A 16,402-nucleotide genomic window follows, 5' to 3' on the forward strand; every position below is an offset into this window, starting at 1 on the left:
CCCCTATGTATGAAGACTAACATTAAAAGAAGAAGCTTTTTAAGAAACTCATTATTAGCAACTGGAGGACTACTTTTAGTCCCTAACTTTATTAGTTGTAAAGATGATGATATTGATGAGCTACCTATTCCAGGTAACTTAGCAGAAAAAAACTTTGAGCAAGGAGTTGCTAGTTTTGACCCCACAAACTCGCAAGTTATTATCTGGACTCGTTACACCACGCAAAACGCTTCAGCAGCCTTAGTTTGGCAACTCGCAAAAGACAAAAATTTTAAAAATATTGTTCGTCAAGCAGAAGTAACTACCGACGCTTCAAGAGATTTTACCGTAGCTGTTGAAATTAAAGACTTAGATGCAGGACAAAAACTATACTACCGTTTTGTAAGTGTTGACGATAAAGCAACATCACCAATAGGAGAAACCCTAACATTTAGCGAATCAATTAGTGAAGTAAAACTAGCAGTAGCATCTTGTGCAAACTTTGCCTACGGTTACTTTAACGTATATGAAGAAATAAAAAAATCTGATGCAGATGTTGTCATCCACCTAGGAGATTATATATACGAATACGGAGAGAACACTTACGGTTCGTTTAGAACACCAGAGCCAAAAGGAGAAATTATTTCGTTAGACGATTATCGCACCCGTTACCGCCAATACCGTTCAGACGAGCAATTAAAAGAATTGCACAGAACCAAACCTTTTATTTGTGTTTGGGATGACCATGAGGTAACTAACGATGCGTATAAAGACGGAGCGGAAAACCATCAAGAAAATGAAGGAAGCTTTACTTCAAGAAAACAAAGTGCCTTAAAAGCGTATAGCGAATACTTACCTAACATGACGAATTTGGTAGATAATTCAATTATTTACAGAAACTTGAAAATTGGAAGTTTGATAGATTTAATTATGTTAGATACGCGTATTGTTGGTAGAGATAAGCAGCTAGAATATTCAGCGTATTATGATGAAAAAGGAGCGTTTGATGCAACAGCTTTTCAGCAAGCATGGTTAAACCCACAACGTACCCTTTTAGGAACTACCCAATTAGGATGGTTAGAAAGTGAATTAGCAGCAAGCAATAGTACATGGCAACTAATAGGACAGCAAGTTTTAATGGGAAAAATGTTAGTTCCTGCTGAATTATTAACACTGTTAGCAACAGTGGTGGCAGAAGCATCGGCAACAGGTGGGGCAAGTGAAGCAACTTTTAATCAATTTAAAAAAACGATAACAGAATTAGTAACGATTAAAACAAGAGTTTTACAAAACGACCCTACGTTAACAGCAGAAGAAAAAGCAAGAGTACAAACCGTATTACCATATAACTTAGATGCTTGGGATGGTTATTTTATGGAGAGAGAACGCATTTTAGCGAGCTTTAAAAGTAAAAATGTAGTAGTGCTGGCAGGAGACACTCACAATGCGTGGTATAGCGATTTAAAAGATAATTCTGGAGAAAAAGTAGCCGTAGAGGTAGCTACAAGTTCAGTATCATCACCAGGATTAGAAACTTACTTAGGAGCATCTGCAACAGAATTAGAAGGCGCTTTAGGCTTGTTAATAGATGATTTACAATACAGTAATTTCTCTCAAAGAGGCTATATGAAACTTACAGTAACAGCAGCAGGTATACAAACAGACTGGAACTTTGTTGATACTGTTACCAACAAAACCTATTCGAATAGTATAGGAAAAACAGTAACCTTATAATTACATAACCTGTTGTGCATTTTTGAAGTTTTTAGCCAAAAGAATGTCTGTTCGAGTGATTTTCGATAGAAAATCGTATCGAGAACAACAATCTAAGTTGTAAAATTTTATTCTCGATACTAATTTTACGGGTTTTTACCCGCAAAATTCACTCGAATTGACAAATTTTACTCAAAATGTACAACGTTTACATAGCATTACCAATATATTAAAAGGCTCCTGAGTTATTCAGGAGCCTTTTTGTATGCTATAAAAGAAATACGAAATCAACTAATGTTATACTTCTTCGATAGTTGGAGTACTAGATTTAGACCTGTTATCTACTACCAAATTATATTGCTTAGCCAACACATCAATCTCATTAAGTAAGGTTGGGTAGGCTTCATTTTCTGAAAGTGTTGCATGCGCTTCAATATGTAATACAAGTTTTCGAGAGTATATTCTTGTAAAAAAACTACCATCCCGACATGCGCCTGCGCTCCGCTTGTTGCTCTTTCGTAAATTCGGGTGTTGGTATGGTACTTTTATACAATGGTTTTGGAAAGCCTAATGCTTTTCTACGTTCAAAATCTTGCTGTCTGTATGGGTCAAAAGCAGTACCTGGTGGCAAGGGGCGATTTTTATCCATATACCAGACAAATAAACTCCATTCTTGGTAAGGGTCATCGTAACTAATAGTACGTAAAATATCTATTTTTCGGGGTCTAAAGGTATTTACAAACTTTAGTTTTTCATCACCTGGAGCACCATCAATATCTCCACTAATAGAGATTACTGCTTTTAGTTCTGAAAACTTACCTTGTAAAGGTTTTCCATAAAACGAATCGGGGTAACTAACAGTACCATTTAATCTGTCTAATACCAATTCTTTATGTTTGCTTTTAACTGTAAGACGATAAATAAATAAAAAGGAACCTATTAAAATTAGAGAATAATATGCAATATAGCTTCCAAAGCTAATAGTTTTAAGAGTTAAACCAAAAGAACCTATAAATACACCAAGTAATCCAAAAAAACCATATACTTTTGGTAACGCCATTTCATCTATTCTATAAAACTTATCGTTTGCTTCTTTAACTAACACTCCTTTGTTTGGGTAAACATCTTCTTTATTTACCAAAGTAGGTTGAGTTAAAATTTTAAAAGGTTGGTGGTGTTTGCTAATTTTTTACAACTATTTACCATCCTGCAATGCGCCTGCGCTCCGCTTGTTGCTCTTTCGTAAATTCAGGTGTTGGTATGGTGCTTTTATACAAAGGTCTTGGAAAGCCTAATGCTTTTCTGCGCTCAAAGTCTTGTTGTCTGTATGGGTCAAAAGCAGTACCCGGTGGCAAGGGGCGGTTTTTATCCATATACCAGACAAATAAACTCCATTCTTGGTAAGGGTCATCGTAACTAATAGTACGTAAAATATCTATTTTTCGAGGTCTAAAGGTATTTACAAACTTTAGTTTTTCATCACCTGGAGCACCATCAATATCTCCACTAATAGAGATTACCGCTTTTAGTTCTGAAAACTTACCTTGTAAAGGTTTTCCATAAAATGAATCGGGGTAACTAACGATACCATTTAACCTGTCTAATACCAACTCTTTATGTTTGCTTTTAACCGTAAGACGATAAATAAATAAAAAGGAACCGACTAATATCATCAAAACAGACAAAGAACCGTAATAAATATCTATATCATTACTATTAAATAACCAAACCCCACAAAATATACCAAGTAATCCAAAAAAACCATATACTTTTGGTAACGTCATTTCATCTGTTCTATAAAACTTATCGTTAGCTTCTTTAATAACATATTTTCTACTAGGATATACTCTTTCTACATTTACCAAAGTAGGTGAGGTTAAAATTTTAAAAGGTTGGTGGTGTTTGCTCATTTTTTACAACTATTTACCATCCTGCAATGCGCCTACGCTCCGCTTGTTGTTCTTTCGTAAATTCAGGTGTTGGTATGGTACTTTTATACAATGGTCTTGGAAAGCCTAATGCTTTTCTGCGTTCAAAGTCTTGCTGTCTATATGGGTCAAAAGCAGTACCTGGTGGCAAGGGGCGGTTTTTATCCATATACCAGACATACAAGCTCCATTCTTGGTAAGGGTCATCGTAACTAATAGTACGTAAAATATCTATTTTTCGAGGTCTAAAGGTATTTACAAACTTTAGTTTTTCATCACCTGGAGCACCATCAATATCTCCACTAATAGAGATTACCGCTTTTAGTTCTGAAAACTTACCTTGTAAAGGTTTGCTATAAAAAAAATCAGGATAACTAACCGTACCATTTAACCTGTCTAATACCAGCTCTTTATGTTTGCTTTTAACTGTAAGACGATAAATAAATAAAAAGGAACCTATTAAAATTAAGGAATATGTTTGAAAATATTCCCAAAATCCAGTATGTTCATATCTTAAAAGTACTAACCCAAAACCTAGTATAAGTAATCCAAAAAAACCATATACTTTTGGTAGTCCCATTTGATTTATTTTATAAAACTTATCAGTAGCTTCTTTAACTAACACTCCTTTGTTTGGGTAAACATCTTCTACATTTACCAAAGTAGGTTGAGTTAAAATTTTAAAAGGTTGGTGGTGTTTACTCATTTTTAGGGGTGTAAGTATGTATATGATGTAAATATTCTAATTCAAAAATAGTATTTTTATGTGCAACTTGTTCGTGAGTTAGTATATTCGGTTTAACGCTTGTATTATTATTTTTATGGGGTGCAAAGTGTGTTTTATAACTTAGCCATTTATAGGTATTGACCATAATAGCCATATCTTGTTGCGCAATAGTAAAATGTATAAATTTATAACGTGCTTTGTTTTTAAGCGGTGCAGGACTATAATCATTCGTTGCTACATCGTTTATTACACGAACTGCTAATAAAATTTCTGCATTGGCATATTCATGCCCACCAAAATAAAAATAACTATTATTATTTGGGTAATAACGATAGGCTTGTGGTACTTGAAATTCGATAGTACATTTGGGTATGGGTTGGGTTTTTCTAAAGTTGTAAGGGTCAGGTTTAGGAAAATCGAAGAGAAATGTATCAATTTCAACACGCTTACCATTAGTCTTAATACCATAAGGGTAATACCAAGCCTTAACATCTAAATCATCAGGGCTTTGTACAACGCTTGTTGTAAAAATATTGGCTTTAAAAGTATTGCAAAAAATACTAAAGATATCAGCTTTTGAGTTATAATGTCTGTTTATAATACGTTCTACTTCTTCATGTGATACTAATGCTTCTCGCTGAATAACCATACCAAAAAATAAATCGCTTAACTCTACAAAAGCAACTTCAAGGTCTTTAAATTGTTGGTATTTATTGGGGTCACCCGTAATAGCATTTTCAATATTACCCAATAGGCGTTGTTTGTAATCATAAGAAAGTTCATTGTATTTTGGCAACAGCGTGTAATCGCTTAACGGAAAGTTCTTAAAATAGGCTTCTAATTGTGTATCGGTAAAATATTTTTGATTTAGATACACTAATAATAAAATTCCTCCACCAATTAAAAGTGCTGGCACAAAACCTAAAGCGAAAAAACCTGAAAAGCCAAGTTCTACAACAGCCACAGAAACATCTGCCGCTAAAAACACTCCTGAAAGCCCTACAATACCCGAGTTAACAAGCATTGCATCATAATCACGATTTACAAACGAATTATAAGTTTTTGCTGAACCTTTAAAAACACTGATAAATGAACTTACTATGGTTAAACCACTTGTTAAAATTTTTAAATTTGAAGCATATTCTTTCCTAAAAAGTTTGTCATATGTTTTAGTGTCTTTAGCAAGGCGACCTAATGCGGCAGTTAGTTTAATACTGGCAAGTACCATATTGGTTAAACTAGCTCTACTATCGTCCTTTCTCCATTTATTAATGGCTTCCATTAAAAAGAAACTTTCTACCACTAAAATAATACCTGCTAATGCCCCTGATTCATTAAATCGTATTGCTTCTGCTTCAAAGCGTTTAGGTAAGTTTTTAAGGTTTATGGTTACTTTACCGTCTTTTATAAATTGTTCGGTAGTTTTAAGGTTCATTCGCTGTTCATACTCTAAATGCCAACTATTTTTGTGCCTTTTAAGATTAACATCTACTCCATTGAGTTTGTTTGCAAGTTCTTTACCTTCTTTTACAAGAAATTCGTCAAACTGTGCAATAGGTTTAAATACAAATGTTGGTACACCTTTGTTTCTAAAATAAGAAATTCTACCACTTATTTTTTTTGAAACATAACCAGGCTCAAAATCTCCGTGTTTAGCATAAGCTTTAAACATTTTACGCATAACACTTGATGTTTTACCTACGAGGCTTAACCTTGCCATGTTATGAATATCAATTGTTTTTTCGAGTAACTCTACAGAGCTTTTAAAAACTTCGGGTTTATCTTCTAGCGTTTTATTAATATAGTTTAACCATTTGTCTTAGTTAGGTTTAAATACTGTATTCAAATCTAAATGATTGTCATAAATATTAGGGTATTCACCTAAAACAATAAAATGGTCTAATGTTAATTCTTTACCATCTTCAATTACATCAACAATACTATTAGAATAGTTTTTTTTAGCTTTTTGATAAGAATCAGCAAGCATTACATTACCTAAATCGTTTCGATAATTATTTATTATCTCTCGTTGTTCTTTACGTTCTTTAACGGCTAATATTTTTTCTACTTTCTCTCGCTTAACACCTTCTTTATCGGTTGATATTTTTTGCAAAATTCTACCCAATGAAGGAATACCATAAAGTGGAATATCAGTAGAATCGTATGTTTCTATATTTTTTTTATCATTATATACAAAATCATATGTTGCTTGTGCTAAACGATGTAAATACACATGTTGCTTTATGTGTTTTTCTGAATGTTTGGTTAAACTCTTCTTATAATATAAGTGATTAAAAACGTTTTCTGTTGTGTTTCCTGTTTCTAATGCAGCAACAATAGATTTGAGTCTAGTTACTTCTCTTTGTACCCCAAAACAAATATCATTGACACAACCAATGGGGTCAGTTAAGGTAATAAAGAGGTCTTCAAGTAACTCGTTATCTCCACTTTTTTCTTGTTGCTTTTCATCTGCTGCAATACTGTATAAAATATCTTTGTATTTGTGAGCCATAGGATGATTATTAGGAACAACAATACTGGTTTCTTTATAATGTGTTACAGCTGCATCTTTCGATTCTTTGTTTTTGGGCAGTCCTTTGCACACAAATTTAGTGGTACATTGTTCGGCTCTTTTTTCGGCACTGGTTAAAATTTCATTAACGTATTTAACACTCCATTGTACAGGTGAATAAGCTAAACAATATGTTTGCTCGTTAGATTGGAGTATTTTATACATTAACTTTTTTCCTGTAGCTTTACGAATATCTAGATATTTTCCATCTTCTTTATTTCTTTCCCATTCAATTTCTTCAAACATCCCAAACTCATCAACTTTAAATTCTTTAAAATCATCTTTTGGGTTCTTCTCATTAATCATATATACATACCCTGCACGTAATGGGGTTCTAGCTATATAAAAATTCTCAAGTTTGGGGAGTTTAATTGTGTTTTCAAGAACTACCTCACCTAAAGGAATTGTAACTTTTTGAGTATTGTGGTTTTTTGTAGTATTGTTAGTTTCTTTTTCTTTAACTACTTTACCAATTGCCGGTTTTTTATTTTGATCTAAAAAGATACTATTATAAAACTCTTGTGTGTCAGGTGAATGATAGGTGGATGTTTTATGGTCTACATTATAGTCAAACAAGCCAAAACGTAAAAAGTGTAATCTAACACCTTGTGGTTCCGTTATAATTGAGGGTTGTTCTTTACTGCTAATTTCATTGTAATGAGCAGTAAAACTGTAGGTAGTAATTTTTTGACAGGAGTCTTTTTGTTGCGTTTTTTCTAATGCAATGTTTTCTTTCATAATTTATTATTTTCTTTTTTTTCATGTTTTTTGCATAGCAAAAACATGACCATAGCAATAATAGCTACAGCATAGCACAGGGGGAGAATATTTTTTTTGGATTACAATTTTTCAAAAAAGCACGCTAGCAATTTTTTAAATAAGTACTCTTTTGATGTTTCAAATGTATAGATAGAAAGTTTATTAATCAAAAAAAGTTTGTTTTTTTATAAATAATGTTGTTTTTGTTAAAGGAATTCATGTGTTATAAAGAGATGAGGTGTTTAGGACGGAAGAAAGAATTTTAACATAAATCTTTTTATTTTTACAGCTACAAAACTTATGATATGAAAAAGCTATTATTACCATTGTTAACCATTTTATTAATTACCAGTTGTACCAATTATGGACAACTGAAGCTAGTGTCGTACTTATCGGAAGATTTAAAAGAAGTTTCTGGAGTAGAGAAAAGTAACGACTTAAATGTACTATGGATGCATAACGATAGTGGTAATGCAGCGGAATTATTTAAAGTTAGTACGCAAGGAAAAATTTTACAAAAAAGGGCATTAGCATTAAAAAATCATGATTGGGAAGACATAACTTCTGATACCAATGGAAACATATACATCGCCGATTTTGGTAACAATAATAACAAAAGAAAGAACTTAGTAATTCTAAAAATTAAGGAAGAAGAATTGCTAAAAGGAGACAATGTTGAGGTAGAAAAAATACAATTTTCATACCCCAATCAAACCAAGTTTCCGCCCAAAAAGAAAGACCGTTTTTTTGATGCAGAATCGTTAATTTATAAAGATGGGTTTCTGTATATTTTTACCAAAAGTAGGGTTAAAAATAAGCAAGGTAAAACAATGTTGTATAAAGTTCCGGCAACAAAAGGAGAGTATACTGCTAAATATATTTCCGAGTACACAAACTGCGATGCTTTACATTGTGCAATTACAGCAGCAGCAATATCTCCTGATAAACAAAAAGTAGTTTTGTTAACACATCAATCCGTATTAGTATATGCCAATTTTAAAGAAGATGATTTTTTTAGCGGAGATGTAAAAGAGTATTCTTTTAACCATGTTTCTCAAAAAGAAGGAGTTACTTTTAAAAATAATACAACGCTTTACATAACTGATGAAGCCGCTAAAGGAGGAAACAGCAAGCTATATGAATTTGTAATAAAAGATTAAAAAAAACAGTTACCAAAGCTATGTGCAATGATAACTGGAAAGGGGAGGGGAATTGTATATTGTTAAATACTTACACGTAATCTATTTGCCTAGAATAACCCGCATTTATAGCCAATAAAATGGAGTCTTCTCGACTAAAACTAAACGGAATAACAGAGCTTAAAGGTTCTTCAAGCTTCTCTTCTATTGTTTGTTTAGATAACATTAAAGCCTGCTCTACCAATTTATGATATTCGGTTATAAAGTATTTTTTAGGTAAGTTTTCAAACTTAGCAACATCAAAATCATAAAATTTAGTTCTTGTAATAGCTTTGTATTCTTGGTTGTTATGTATAAACAAATAAGTAAGGTCAACGTGAATAGTAGTATTAGCACCACTAGGATCATCTGGCCAATTATAAATTAATAGGTAGGCTCCATCAATACTAACTTTAGGTTTAGAAATCTCTTCAATCTTTTCAAAACTTGTTAAATCACAAGATCCTGTTTTAATAACTTCTTCTATAGTTTCAACTGTACTCATTTTTATCATTTTATTTTAGTCAAATATCTTAGAAAATAGATTTTTGTTTTATAAATGTTTTGTATGCGTAGATGTTAATTTTATAAGTGCTTTGTTAAAGTGAATGAGATGAAGGCAGAATAAAAATATATAACTACTTTAGTTGCTTAATTTTTTACAGAAAATGTTTTTGGTAACCAGAACCAACTTTTTATACGCTATTAGTATTTGTATTTTTTTTGCAGCTTGTACGAAAAATAAAGTAGATAAAAAACTACAAGAATATTTATATACTATTGATAGCATTTCTCAGCAAAAACCCAATGAAGGGTTAAGAAAAATTGATAGTTTATTAGAAAAGAAACAAAATTCTAAAAACGAAGCGCTATTATTATTTAGTAAAGGAGAATTATTTTACTTAAACGATAAATTAGTAGAGGCTAAAAATATTCATTTAGAAACGTATAGGTTATTTACAAAACTAAAAGACGATTATAATAAAGGTAGGAGCTTAATAACATTAAGTGCTACTTGTATGAAATTAAATGAGCTAGAGGAGGCTCAGAAGTACGCATTAGAAGCTTTAGAAATAGGGAAAAAAATAAAAAATACAAGGTTACAAGCCAAGGCAAATAATCAGCTATTCAATCTTCATTTTATATTAAAAGACTACGAACAGGCATTGTTTTACATAAAAAGGTCTGAAGAATTATTTACCGATCCAAATGATCCTAATTCAATTATAGCAATTAAAAGTAATATTGCAGGTGTCTATTTAATGTTAAAGCAATATAACAAAGCCCTAGAACAATTTTCAGAGGCATTGGCTTTGGGTGAGTCTGCAAAAGACCCTAAGACAATTGTAAGTGTTCTTAATAATATTGGATATACGTATTTGGAAGCAAAACGTTTTGAAGAATCAGAGAAGTTCTTACGAGGAGCAGTAAAACTTAACCAAAAAATTAAAACAATTAACGGAGCTCCGTATAAAGGATTAGGAACCCTTTTTTTGGTAACGAATAGGTTAGATTCGGCAGCAGTAAATTATAATAAGGCAATGTCAATCTACAAAAGTAAAAACAACCTTTCAGAAGAAGTAGAAATACGAGATAAATTAATATCAATAGCCATACTTAAAAAACAGTATGAAGTAGCACTTAACCATCAAATCATACGAGATAGTATAGAGGTGGTAAAAAATAAAAAACAAAATAAAAAACTACTTCATTTTGCCAATGTAAACTATAAAATAAAAGAAAAAGAAATAGCGTTAACACATCAAAAAGAAATAAATAAACAAAATTGGTGGTTAGGAATTAGTGTAATTGTTTCGTTGGTACTTATTTTAATTATAGCATTGTTTATTGGATACAATAATAAATTAAGAGCAGCCAATAAAGCATCTAAATTAGAACAGCGATTGCTTAGAGCCCAAATGAATCCACACTTTATATTCAACACCTTAGCGGCGATACAAAACATAACGTTAGAAGGAAACCCAGTAAAATCTTCAAACTATATAGCTAAGTTTTCAAAACTCATTCGACAAAATTTTGATTATGTTCGAAAAGAAGAAATTAGTTTAGAAGAAGAACTAGCTATGATTTATAACTATATAGATACACAGCAATTACGCTTTAACAATAGTTTTAGTTATCACATACATATTTCTGAAAACTGTGATACAAAACAAGTAAAAGTACCTCCAATGCTATTACAACCTTTTGTAGAAAATGCTATTGAATATGGTTTGAAAGAAAAGAAATCAGGAGGAATATTGAGTCTCAATATTCGAAAAACAGCACAAGAGCTGTTTTTTGAAATAGAAGATAACGGAGTAGGAAGAGAACAAAAAAAGAGTCAAGAAAAAATAGCAAAAGATTTACACGCTACCGATATTTTTATTGAAAGACTACAGATAAGAAATAAAGGGGAAGAAAAATCTTTTACAATAGAAGATTTACACGATAATGATGGAAACCCATCAGGAACAAAAGTTGTATTTAAATTAAAGTTATAAAATGATAAAAGCGGCTATAATAGAAGATGAGTTTAATGCGCTAAACACTTTAACAAAGCTGTTGCAATACACGCAAAAAGATATAGAAATTGTAGCTAAAATTGATAATGTAGATGAAGCTATAGATTTTTTAAGTAACAACAATTTAGACTTGGTATTTATAGACATTGAGTTGATTGGTGGAAATGCTTTTCAAATATTAGAAGCTTTAGAAACCATAAACTTTAAAATGATTTTTACCACAGCTTACGATGAGTTTGCTATAAAAGCAATTAAGTTTGATACGGTAGATTATTTATTAAAACCCATAGATTCTGATGAGTTAAATGCTTGTATAGGTCGTTTTAGAACTGAATTTGAAAAAGATAAAAAATATACACAAGCGCTACATAAAATAAGTGAATTAGATAAAAAAGAAGCTCAAAAAACATTGCTTATTAAAACTACTGAAGAGCAACATTTTTTGCATGTAGATGATATTGTACGTTGCCAATCTGATGGAAGTTATACCGTTTTTTATACTACAGATAAAAAAATAATGAGTGCTAGAAATTTAAAGTATTACGAAAATATTTTAAGCACACATGCCTTTGCTAGGGTACACCAATCTCACTTAATTAATATAAAATATTTAGCTTCAGTAAGTGCCAATACAGTTAAATTATCAAGTGGTGAAAACGTTCCTTTATCATCAAGAAAGAAGACGTATTTAAAGCAGTTTTTAGAGAACTTTAATACGAATACAAAATAGAAAGTAACACATATAAAACTCATTAAAAGAGTACTAAAGTTCCCTGTAATTTTGAGGTAAATAATAGAAAGTAACCTTAAAAAAACAATCATATGGGACTTAAAGAAAAAAGATTTACAAAAGCTTTTCAAGAAGAAAAATATCCTGCATTAAAAGAACAAATAAACAATGCAGCAGGTTTTGATGTAACAATAGATGTAGAGTGGGACACTATGTTTGAAGATAAGTTTTTACACTTATATGATGATAGTTACCCTAAAATTTACTTCCAACCACTTATTGATGCTTTTTCAGCCATAGCAACTGATGATATGGGAAAAGAAGCATTAGCAGAATCGTTAAAGAAAGTGGTTATTACCAACAAAGACGATCACCACAACCCAACGCATGCTTATACTTTTGAAGAAGGAGTTTTACAAGTAAACCATAGCCCAATTTTAAACGCAGATAAAGTTCAAGACAGAACAGATGCACTTGTTGATTTATTAGAAAACAACTTATAGTCTAATAAGATATAACAAAAAATAAAAATTGCTATGGAAACAGATTATATCAATCAATTTAAAGCGCAATCGCCAGCGGCTATAATTCAAGATATGTTTAATGAAAAGAAACAACTAAAAGTTGCTTTGTCATTAAAAAATGGAGTTTATATAGAAGGTTTTGTGGTTGATGTTGCTAAGGAAGAATACCAAACATTTGTGTGTATGAAAACCGAAGAACAAGAAGTATTGTTTTTCGACCTCCAAGAAGTATCCGTTTTACGAATTAAACACCCTAAAAAAATAGCTGTTTCTTTATCTAAAGGAAGTATCAGTCGCCCGTTAGGAGAGGAGCCCATAAGTACTTTACAATTAAAAAGATGGATTGTAGAGCAAGAATCGTTGCTAGATGCAACAATCAACTTATCGTTAGAAAAATCAGTATTGCAAGAAGCAAACGCTCGATTAAATAGTAAAGATGTTATTACTAGTTTGTTAAAAGCAAAACAATTAATAATAGAGGATGAAATGGGATTAGCTGCATGGAAAGAAATAAAAACTGTAGCTATTACTAATACAGAAAAATTGCAGGTAAGTAAAGAAGGAAATGTATTAAAAATTGGTATTGAAATTACCAAAGCTCTACCAAAAGAGTTAGAGCATCTTTTTGTTGAAAAGATAGAAGAAATATTGTAGAATACTAAAATTATTAAAAAATGGGTCTTAAAGAAAAAAGAGCAGTTCAAACATTTAAAAACGAATCATTTCCAGCATTAGAAGCGGAAATAAACAATAAAGCAGGATTTAATGTATCATTAAACATAGCATGGGATACGTTAGTAGAAGATAAGTTTTCTCACCTTTACAATGATACGTTTCCAAAAATATATTTTCAACCGTTAATTGAAGCAATCAAAGCTGTAAACATTGATGAAATTGGGGGAGAATTGCTAAAAAATGGATTAAAAGAAGTAAAAATTGTTAATGAAAATAACGAGCACAATTTAGAAAGAGCAATCACTTTTGTAGATGGGGTGTTAACTATTAATCACAGCCCAATTATGAATGCAGATAAGGTGGAAGAAAAAACAGAAAGAATTGTACACCTTTTAGAAACTCATTTAGAAGAATTTGCAGGAAGTGAAGCTAGTGTTGAAAGTACAGAAAATCCAAATAATATTGTAGGAGGGAAGGTAGATAACACTATAAAGTTGAGCTTACCTCAGTTGCACAACCAATATGTAGCTTTAGCTTTTGAAAAGCAAGATAACTTAGCAGATATTGTTGAGGATTTACCTTGGACTTGTGATATGCTTCAGGGAACGGTAACCTACGGTGATTTAACTTTTAAAATGCAGGTATTAGGAACCTACTCTCACAATGAAAAATCATGGTTATGGGCTTGGGCAAATAAACAAAGCGGTATTCCAGAACAATTTTTAGAAGCTTCATTACAAATGAAAGCTTTAGGAGAACGCCATGGAATAGAAGATTTACTATCATCAAAAATAGAAACAGAACACGATCCAGGACATTATTTCTCATTCGTAGCAACAGGAGTAAATCAGGCAAGTTGTTATGCACCATTACCTTTTAAAGGGCTTACTGTGTATGTATTATTATATACGGATATAGTTGATGAAAAAGAGATAAACATTCCTGCTTTAATTTGTTCACACTTCTCAAAAACAACTACTCGTATGGATTTTGAACACAAGCATGCATTGTTTTGCTATTTAGTTCAAAAAGGATATGAAGTTGAGGTATCAGGAAATAATATCGTTGCTAAAAAAGGAGAAGATCAAATTTTAGGAATTTTTGACCTAAAAGGAAGATTACTAAAACTGTCTAACTCAACAGTTCCTGTAGGAGCTTAAAAAAAGAAAAAGTATGTATCAATCTACCACACTATCAGAATTAGAAAAAGAGCATCAAGACGCATTAACTCAGGCGCAAAATAAGATGATGGAAGATTTGAATCTTGCACAACAGAACGGTGATAACGATTTAATTCACCAAGCAAGTGTTCATTTTCAAAACGTAGCTAAAGAATTAGCAGAACAATACACTAAACGTATTGAAGAAATTAACGAGTTAAACCTTAAAAATGTAACAGAAAACATTCAAGAGGTGTATGATAATTCTAGAGCAGATATTGACTTAAACGCATTGGTATATGACGGTGATCGTGATTACGTTTTAGAGTTTCAAGAAGATGAGTTAATTCAAAAAACCTTAGAAAGAATAAAAGAAAACAATCCAGTCTTTAAATCGAGAAGACATTTGTTGAAATCAAGTTTACGATTAACAAAAATGTTAGCTCCAGTGCTTCACGAAATTGGAGAGCATTGTAAAGAGGTTTTAAAATTGAAAGCTGATATTGAGTTTTTTGTGTATCAAAACGATAAATTCAATGCGTCATGTTATCCGCCAGATGAAGATAAACTGTATATTATTTTAACTTCAGGAATTTTAGAACGTTTTACAAAAGACGAGTTAGCTTTTGTCATTGGTCATGAAATAGGGCATGTATTGTTTGAACACTTTAATTATCCAGTAAAACATATTTTAGACGAAGGTGCAAACGATTTAGCGCCAATTCATGCGATGAAGTTATATGCATGGAATCGTAACGCTGAAATTAGTGCAGATAGAGCTGGCTTATTATGCTGTAAGAGTTTTGAGGCAGCAGCGAGAACATTCTTTAAGCTATCGTCTGGAGTAACTTCTGATTCTTTAGATTTTAAACTAAACGAGTATATCAATCAGTTTTCAGATTTAGAAGAAGTTTTAAATGATGACACACACGATCCGTCAGATTGGTATAGCAGTCACCCGTTTAGCCCACTTCGTATTAAAGCTTTAGAGCTGTTTAATAAGAGTAAAACGTACGAGTTATTTAATCCTGAAATTAATGGAGAAATAACAGAGGAAGCGATGGAGCTAGAAATACAACGAATTATGTCGTTAATGGAGCCAGAAGACTTAGGAAATGAAACTGAACATTCAGAAAAAATTCAACGTTTTATGTTCTTAGGTGGTTATATGATTTCAAAGGCAGATGGCGTTGTGGATGATTCTGAAATACAGGCGTTGAGTAGTGTGGTGTCTCCATCGGTTTTTGCTCAGTGTATGTTAACTATTAAAGGATTAACAGAGCAAGATATTATTGATGAAATTATAGCTTTGGCTAAAGAATTAGATATCGTAATTTCTGTGATGCAAAAATTAAATATTCTAAGAGATTTATCTATTATTTCTTATGCTGATGGAAGCATAGATGCTTCAGAAGTTGAGGTGCTATATAACTTAGCAAAGCAACTATATATAAAAACTGAATTTATTGATAGAATTATCAGTGACGCACAAGGCGTTGATTAATAACATAATTTTTGTTTACCATGCTAGCCAAACTATACATATTTAACTGTGTATGGTTTGGCTTATGTTATATATTAAAAGAACCCATCCAACAATAAGTAGTAGACCTCCTAAAGGAGTAATAGGACCTAAAAAGGTCATTTTTTTACCTTTAGCGCCAGATAATACTAAACCATAAATGCTAAAGGAAAACAGTATAATTCCAATTAGAAAAGCGTAATATACTGCTGAGCTAGGTGCGTCAAAATAACTTCCAACGAATAATAAAACGAGTGCATGATACATTTGATATTTTACACCTGTTTCAAATGATTTTAATTGCTCTTCATTTAAAATTTTCTTTAAAGCATGTGCTCCAAAAGCTCCAAATATTACAGCAAGCATACCAAATAAAGCTCCTGTAATTAATACAATTTGTTGTGTCATGT

At 31.7% G+C, this 16,402-nt stretch carries 15 protein-coding genes; 8 read left to right on the plus strand and 7 right to left on the minus strand.

The window, feature by feature from the left end:
• Positions 1 to 9 precede the first annotated feature (9 nt).
• Positions 10 to 1,713, plus strand: coding sequence for an alkaline phosphatase (locus NH341_RS04420; protein WP_253055755.1), 1,704 nt, complete (start codon positions 10 to 12; stop codon positions 1,711 to 1,713).
• Between the two features lie 454 nt (positions 1,714 to 2,167).
• Here NH341_RS04420 and NH341_RS04425 read toward each other — a convergent pair whose 3' ends face one another.
• The 5 genes from NH341_RS04425 to NH341_RS04445 form a co-directional block, all read right to left on the minus strand.
• A complete protein-coding gene (locus tag NH341_RS04425) occupies positions 2,168 to 2,833 on the minus strand; it encodes a hypothetical protein (RefSeq protein ID WP_253055756.1) in 666 nt (221 codons plus the stop codon).
• A 58-nt stretch (positions 2,834 to 2,891) separates the two neighbouring features.
• Positions 2,892 to 3,602 (minus strand): hypothetical protein, encoded by a 711-nt coding sequence (locus tag NH341_RS04430; RefSeq protein WP_253055757.1) that lies wholly within the window; start codon positions 3,600 to 3,602, stop codon positions 2,892 to 2,894.
• Positions 3,603 to 3,615: 13 nt separating this feature from the next.
• Positions 3,616 to 4,326, minus strand: a complete 711-nt coding sequence (locus tag NH341_RS04435; RefSeq protein WP_253055758.1) for a hypothetical protein — start codon at positions 4,324 to 4,326, stop codon at positions 3,616 to 3,618.
• Entirely contained in the window at positions 4,319 to 6,028 is a 1,710-nt protein-coding gene (locus NH341_RS04440; protein WP_253055759.1) for a hypothetical protein, read from the minus strand. The genes NH341_RS04435 and NH341_RS04440 overlap by 8 nt, the downstream gene beginning before the upstream one ends.
• A gap of 138 nt (positions 6,029 to 6,166) precedes the next feature.
• Complete coding sequence (locus tag NH341_RS04445) at positions 6,167 to 7,657, minus strand: toxin VasX (protein ID WP_253055760.1); 1,491 nt, start codon at positions 7,655 to 7,657, stop codon at positions 6,167 to 6,169.
• A 326-nt stretch (positions 7,658 to 7,983) separates the two neighbouring features.
• Between NH341_RS04445 and NH341_RS04450 the strand changes: the two genes are divergently transcribed.
• Positions 7,984 to 8,838 (plus strand): SdiA-regulated domain-containing protein, encoded by an 855-nt coding sequence (locus NH341_RS04450; protein ID WP_159493267.1) that lies wholly within the window; start codon positions 7,984 to 7,986, stop codon positions 8,836 to 8,838.
• 70 nt (positions 8,839 to 8,908) lie between these two features.
• Here NH341_RS04450 and NH341_RS04455 read toward each other — a convergent pair whose 3' ends face one another.
• Positions 8,909 to 9,361, minus strand: a complete 453-nt coding sequence (locus NH341_RS04455) for a hypothetical protein (protein ID WP_167713041.1) — start codon at positions 9,359 to 9,361, stop codon at positions 8,909 to 8,911.
• A 163-nt stretch (positions 9,362 to 9,524) separates the two neighbouring features.
• On the opposite strand from NH341_RS04455, the gene NH341_RS04460 reads away from it, so the two are divergent.
• The 6 genes from NH341_RS04460 to NH341_RS04485 all read left to right on the plus strand — a co-directional run bounded on the left by NH341_RS04460 (position 9,525) and on the right by NH341_RS04485 (position 15,974).
• Positions 9,525 to 11,360 carry a tetratricopeptide repeat protein gene (locus NH341_RS04460; RefSeq protein ID WP_253055762.1) on the plus strand — a complete coding sequence of 612 codons (1,836 nt, stop codon included), beginning with the start codon at positions 9,525 to 9,527 and terminating at the stop codon, positions 11,358 to 11,360.
• Position 11,361: 1 nt separating this feature from the next.
• On the plus strand, positions 11,362 to 12,111 hold the full coding sequence (locus NH341_RS04465; RefSeq protein ID WP_047790718.1) for a LytTR family DNA-binding domain-containing protein: 750 nt from the start codon (positions 11,362 to 11,364) through the stop codon (positions 12,109 to 12,111).
• Positions 12,112 to 12,203: 92 nt separating this feature from the next.
• The gene (locus tag NH341_RS04470; RefSeq protein ID WP_073181980.1) at positions 12,204 to 12,614 is read left to right on the plus strand and encodes a hypothetical protein; all 411 of its coding nucleotides are present in this window, start codon (positions 12,204 to 12,206) and stop codon (positions 12,612 to 12,614) included.
• 33 nt (positions 12,615 to 12,647) lie between these two features.
• The gene (locus tag NH341_RS04475) at positions 12,648 to 13,289 is read left to right on the plus strand and encodes a hypothetical protein (protein ID WP_159493270.1); all 642 of its coding nucleotides are present in this window, start codon (positions 12,648 to 12,650) and stop codon (positions 13,287 to 13,289) included.
• Between the two features lie 20 nt (positions 13,290 to 13,309).
• Positions 13,310 to 14,470, plus strand: coding sequence for a DUF6882 domain-containing protein (locus NH341_RS04480; protein ID WP_196781605.1), 1,161 nt, complete (start codon positions 13,310 to 13,312; stop codon positions 14,468 to 14,470).
• A 13-nt stretch (positions 14,471 to 14,483) separates the two neighbouring features.
• The gene (locus tag NH341_RS04485) at positions 14,484 to 15,974 is read left to right on the plus strand and encodes a M48 family metallopeptidase (protein WP_125343325.1); all 1,491 of its coding nucleotides are present in this window, start codon (positions 14,484 to 14,486) and stop codon (positions 15,972 to 15,974) included.
• Between the two features lie 42 nt (positions 15,975 to 16,016).
• Here NH341_RS04485 and NH341_RS04490 read toward each other — a convergent pair whose 3' ends face one another.
• The gene (locus NH341_RS04490) at positions 16,017 to 16,400 is read right to left on the minus strand and encodes a DUF423 domain-containing protein (RefSeq protein ID WP_253055764.1); all 384 of its coding nucleotides are present in this window, start codon (positions 16,398 to 16,400) and stop codon (positions 16,017 to 16,019) included.
• Between the last annotated feature and the right edge of the window lie 2 nt (positions 16,401 to 16,402).

Origin of the sequence: Tenacibaculum sp. XPcli2-G, assembly GCF_024124505.1 — a bacterium.
Lineage (GTDB): Bacteria > Bacteroidota > Bacteroidia > Flavobacteriales > Flavobacteriaceae > Polaribacter > Polaribacter mesophilus.

Coding starts and splice junctions, on each gene's coding strand:
- NH341_RS04485 (WP_125343325.1), top strand. CDS start 14,484: ATGTATCAATCTACCACACTATCAGAATTAGAAAAAGAGCATCAAGAC.
- NH341_RS04460 (WP_253055762.1), top strand. CDS start 9,525: ATGTTTTTGGTAACCAGAACCAACTTTTTATACGCTATTAGTATTTGT.
- NH341_RS04480 (WP_196781605.1), top strand. CDS start 13,310: ATGGGTCTTAAAGAAAAAAGAGCAGTTCAAACATTTAAAAACGAATCA.
- NH341_RS04445 (WP_253055760.1), bottom strand. CDS start 7,657: ATGAAAGAAAACATTGCATTAGAAAAAACGCAACAAAAAGACTCCTGT.
- NH341_RS04465 (WP_047790718.1), top strand. CDS start 11,362: ATGATAAAAGCGGCTATAATAGAAGATGAGTTTAATGCGCTAAACACT.
- NH341_RS04475 (WP_159493270.1), top strand. CDS start 12,648: ATGGAAACAGATTATATCAATCAATTTAAAGCGCAATCGCCAGCGGCT.
- NH341_RS04455 (WP_167713041.1), bottom strand. CDS start 9,361: ATGAGTACAGTTGAAACTATAGAAGAAGTTATTAAAACAGGATCTTGT.
- NH341_RS04435 (WP_253055758.1), bottom strand. CDS start 4,326: ATGAGTAAACACCACCAACCTTTTAAAATTTTAACTCAACCTACTTTG.
- NH341_RS04430 (WP_253055757.1), bottom strand. CDS start 3,602: ATGAGCAAACACCACCAACCTTTTAAAATTTTAACCTCACCTACTTTG.
- NH341_RS04440 (WP_253055759.1), bottom strand. CDS start 6,028: ATGCGTAAAATGTTTAAAGCTTATGCTAAACACGGAGATTTTGAGCCT.
- NH341_RS04420 (WP_253055755.1), top strand. CDS start 10: ATGAAGACTAACATTAAAAGAAGAAGCTTTTTAAGAAACTCATTATTA.
- NH341_RS04450 (WP_159493267.1), top strand. CDS start 7,984: ATGAAAAAGCTATTATTACCATTGTTAACCATTTTATTAATTACCAGT.
- NH341_RS04490 (WP_253055764.1), bottom strand. CDS start 16,400: ATGACACAACAAATTGTATTAATTACAGGAGCTTTATTTGGTATGCTT.
- NH341_RS04470 (WP_073181980.1), top strand. CDS start 12,204: ATGGGACTTAAAGAAAAAAGATTTACAAAAGCTTTTCAAGAAGAAAAA.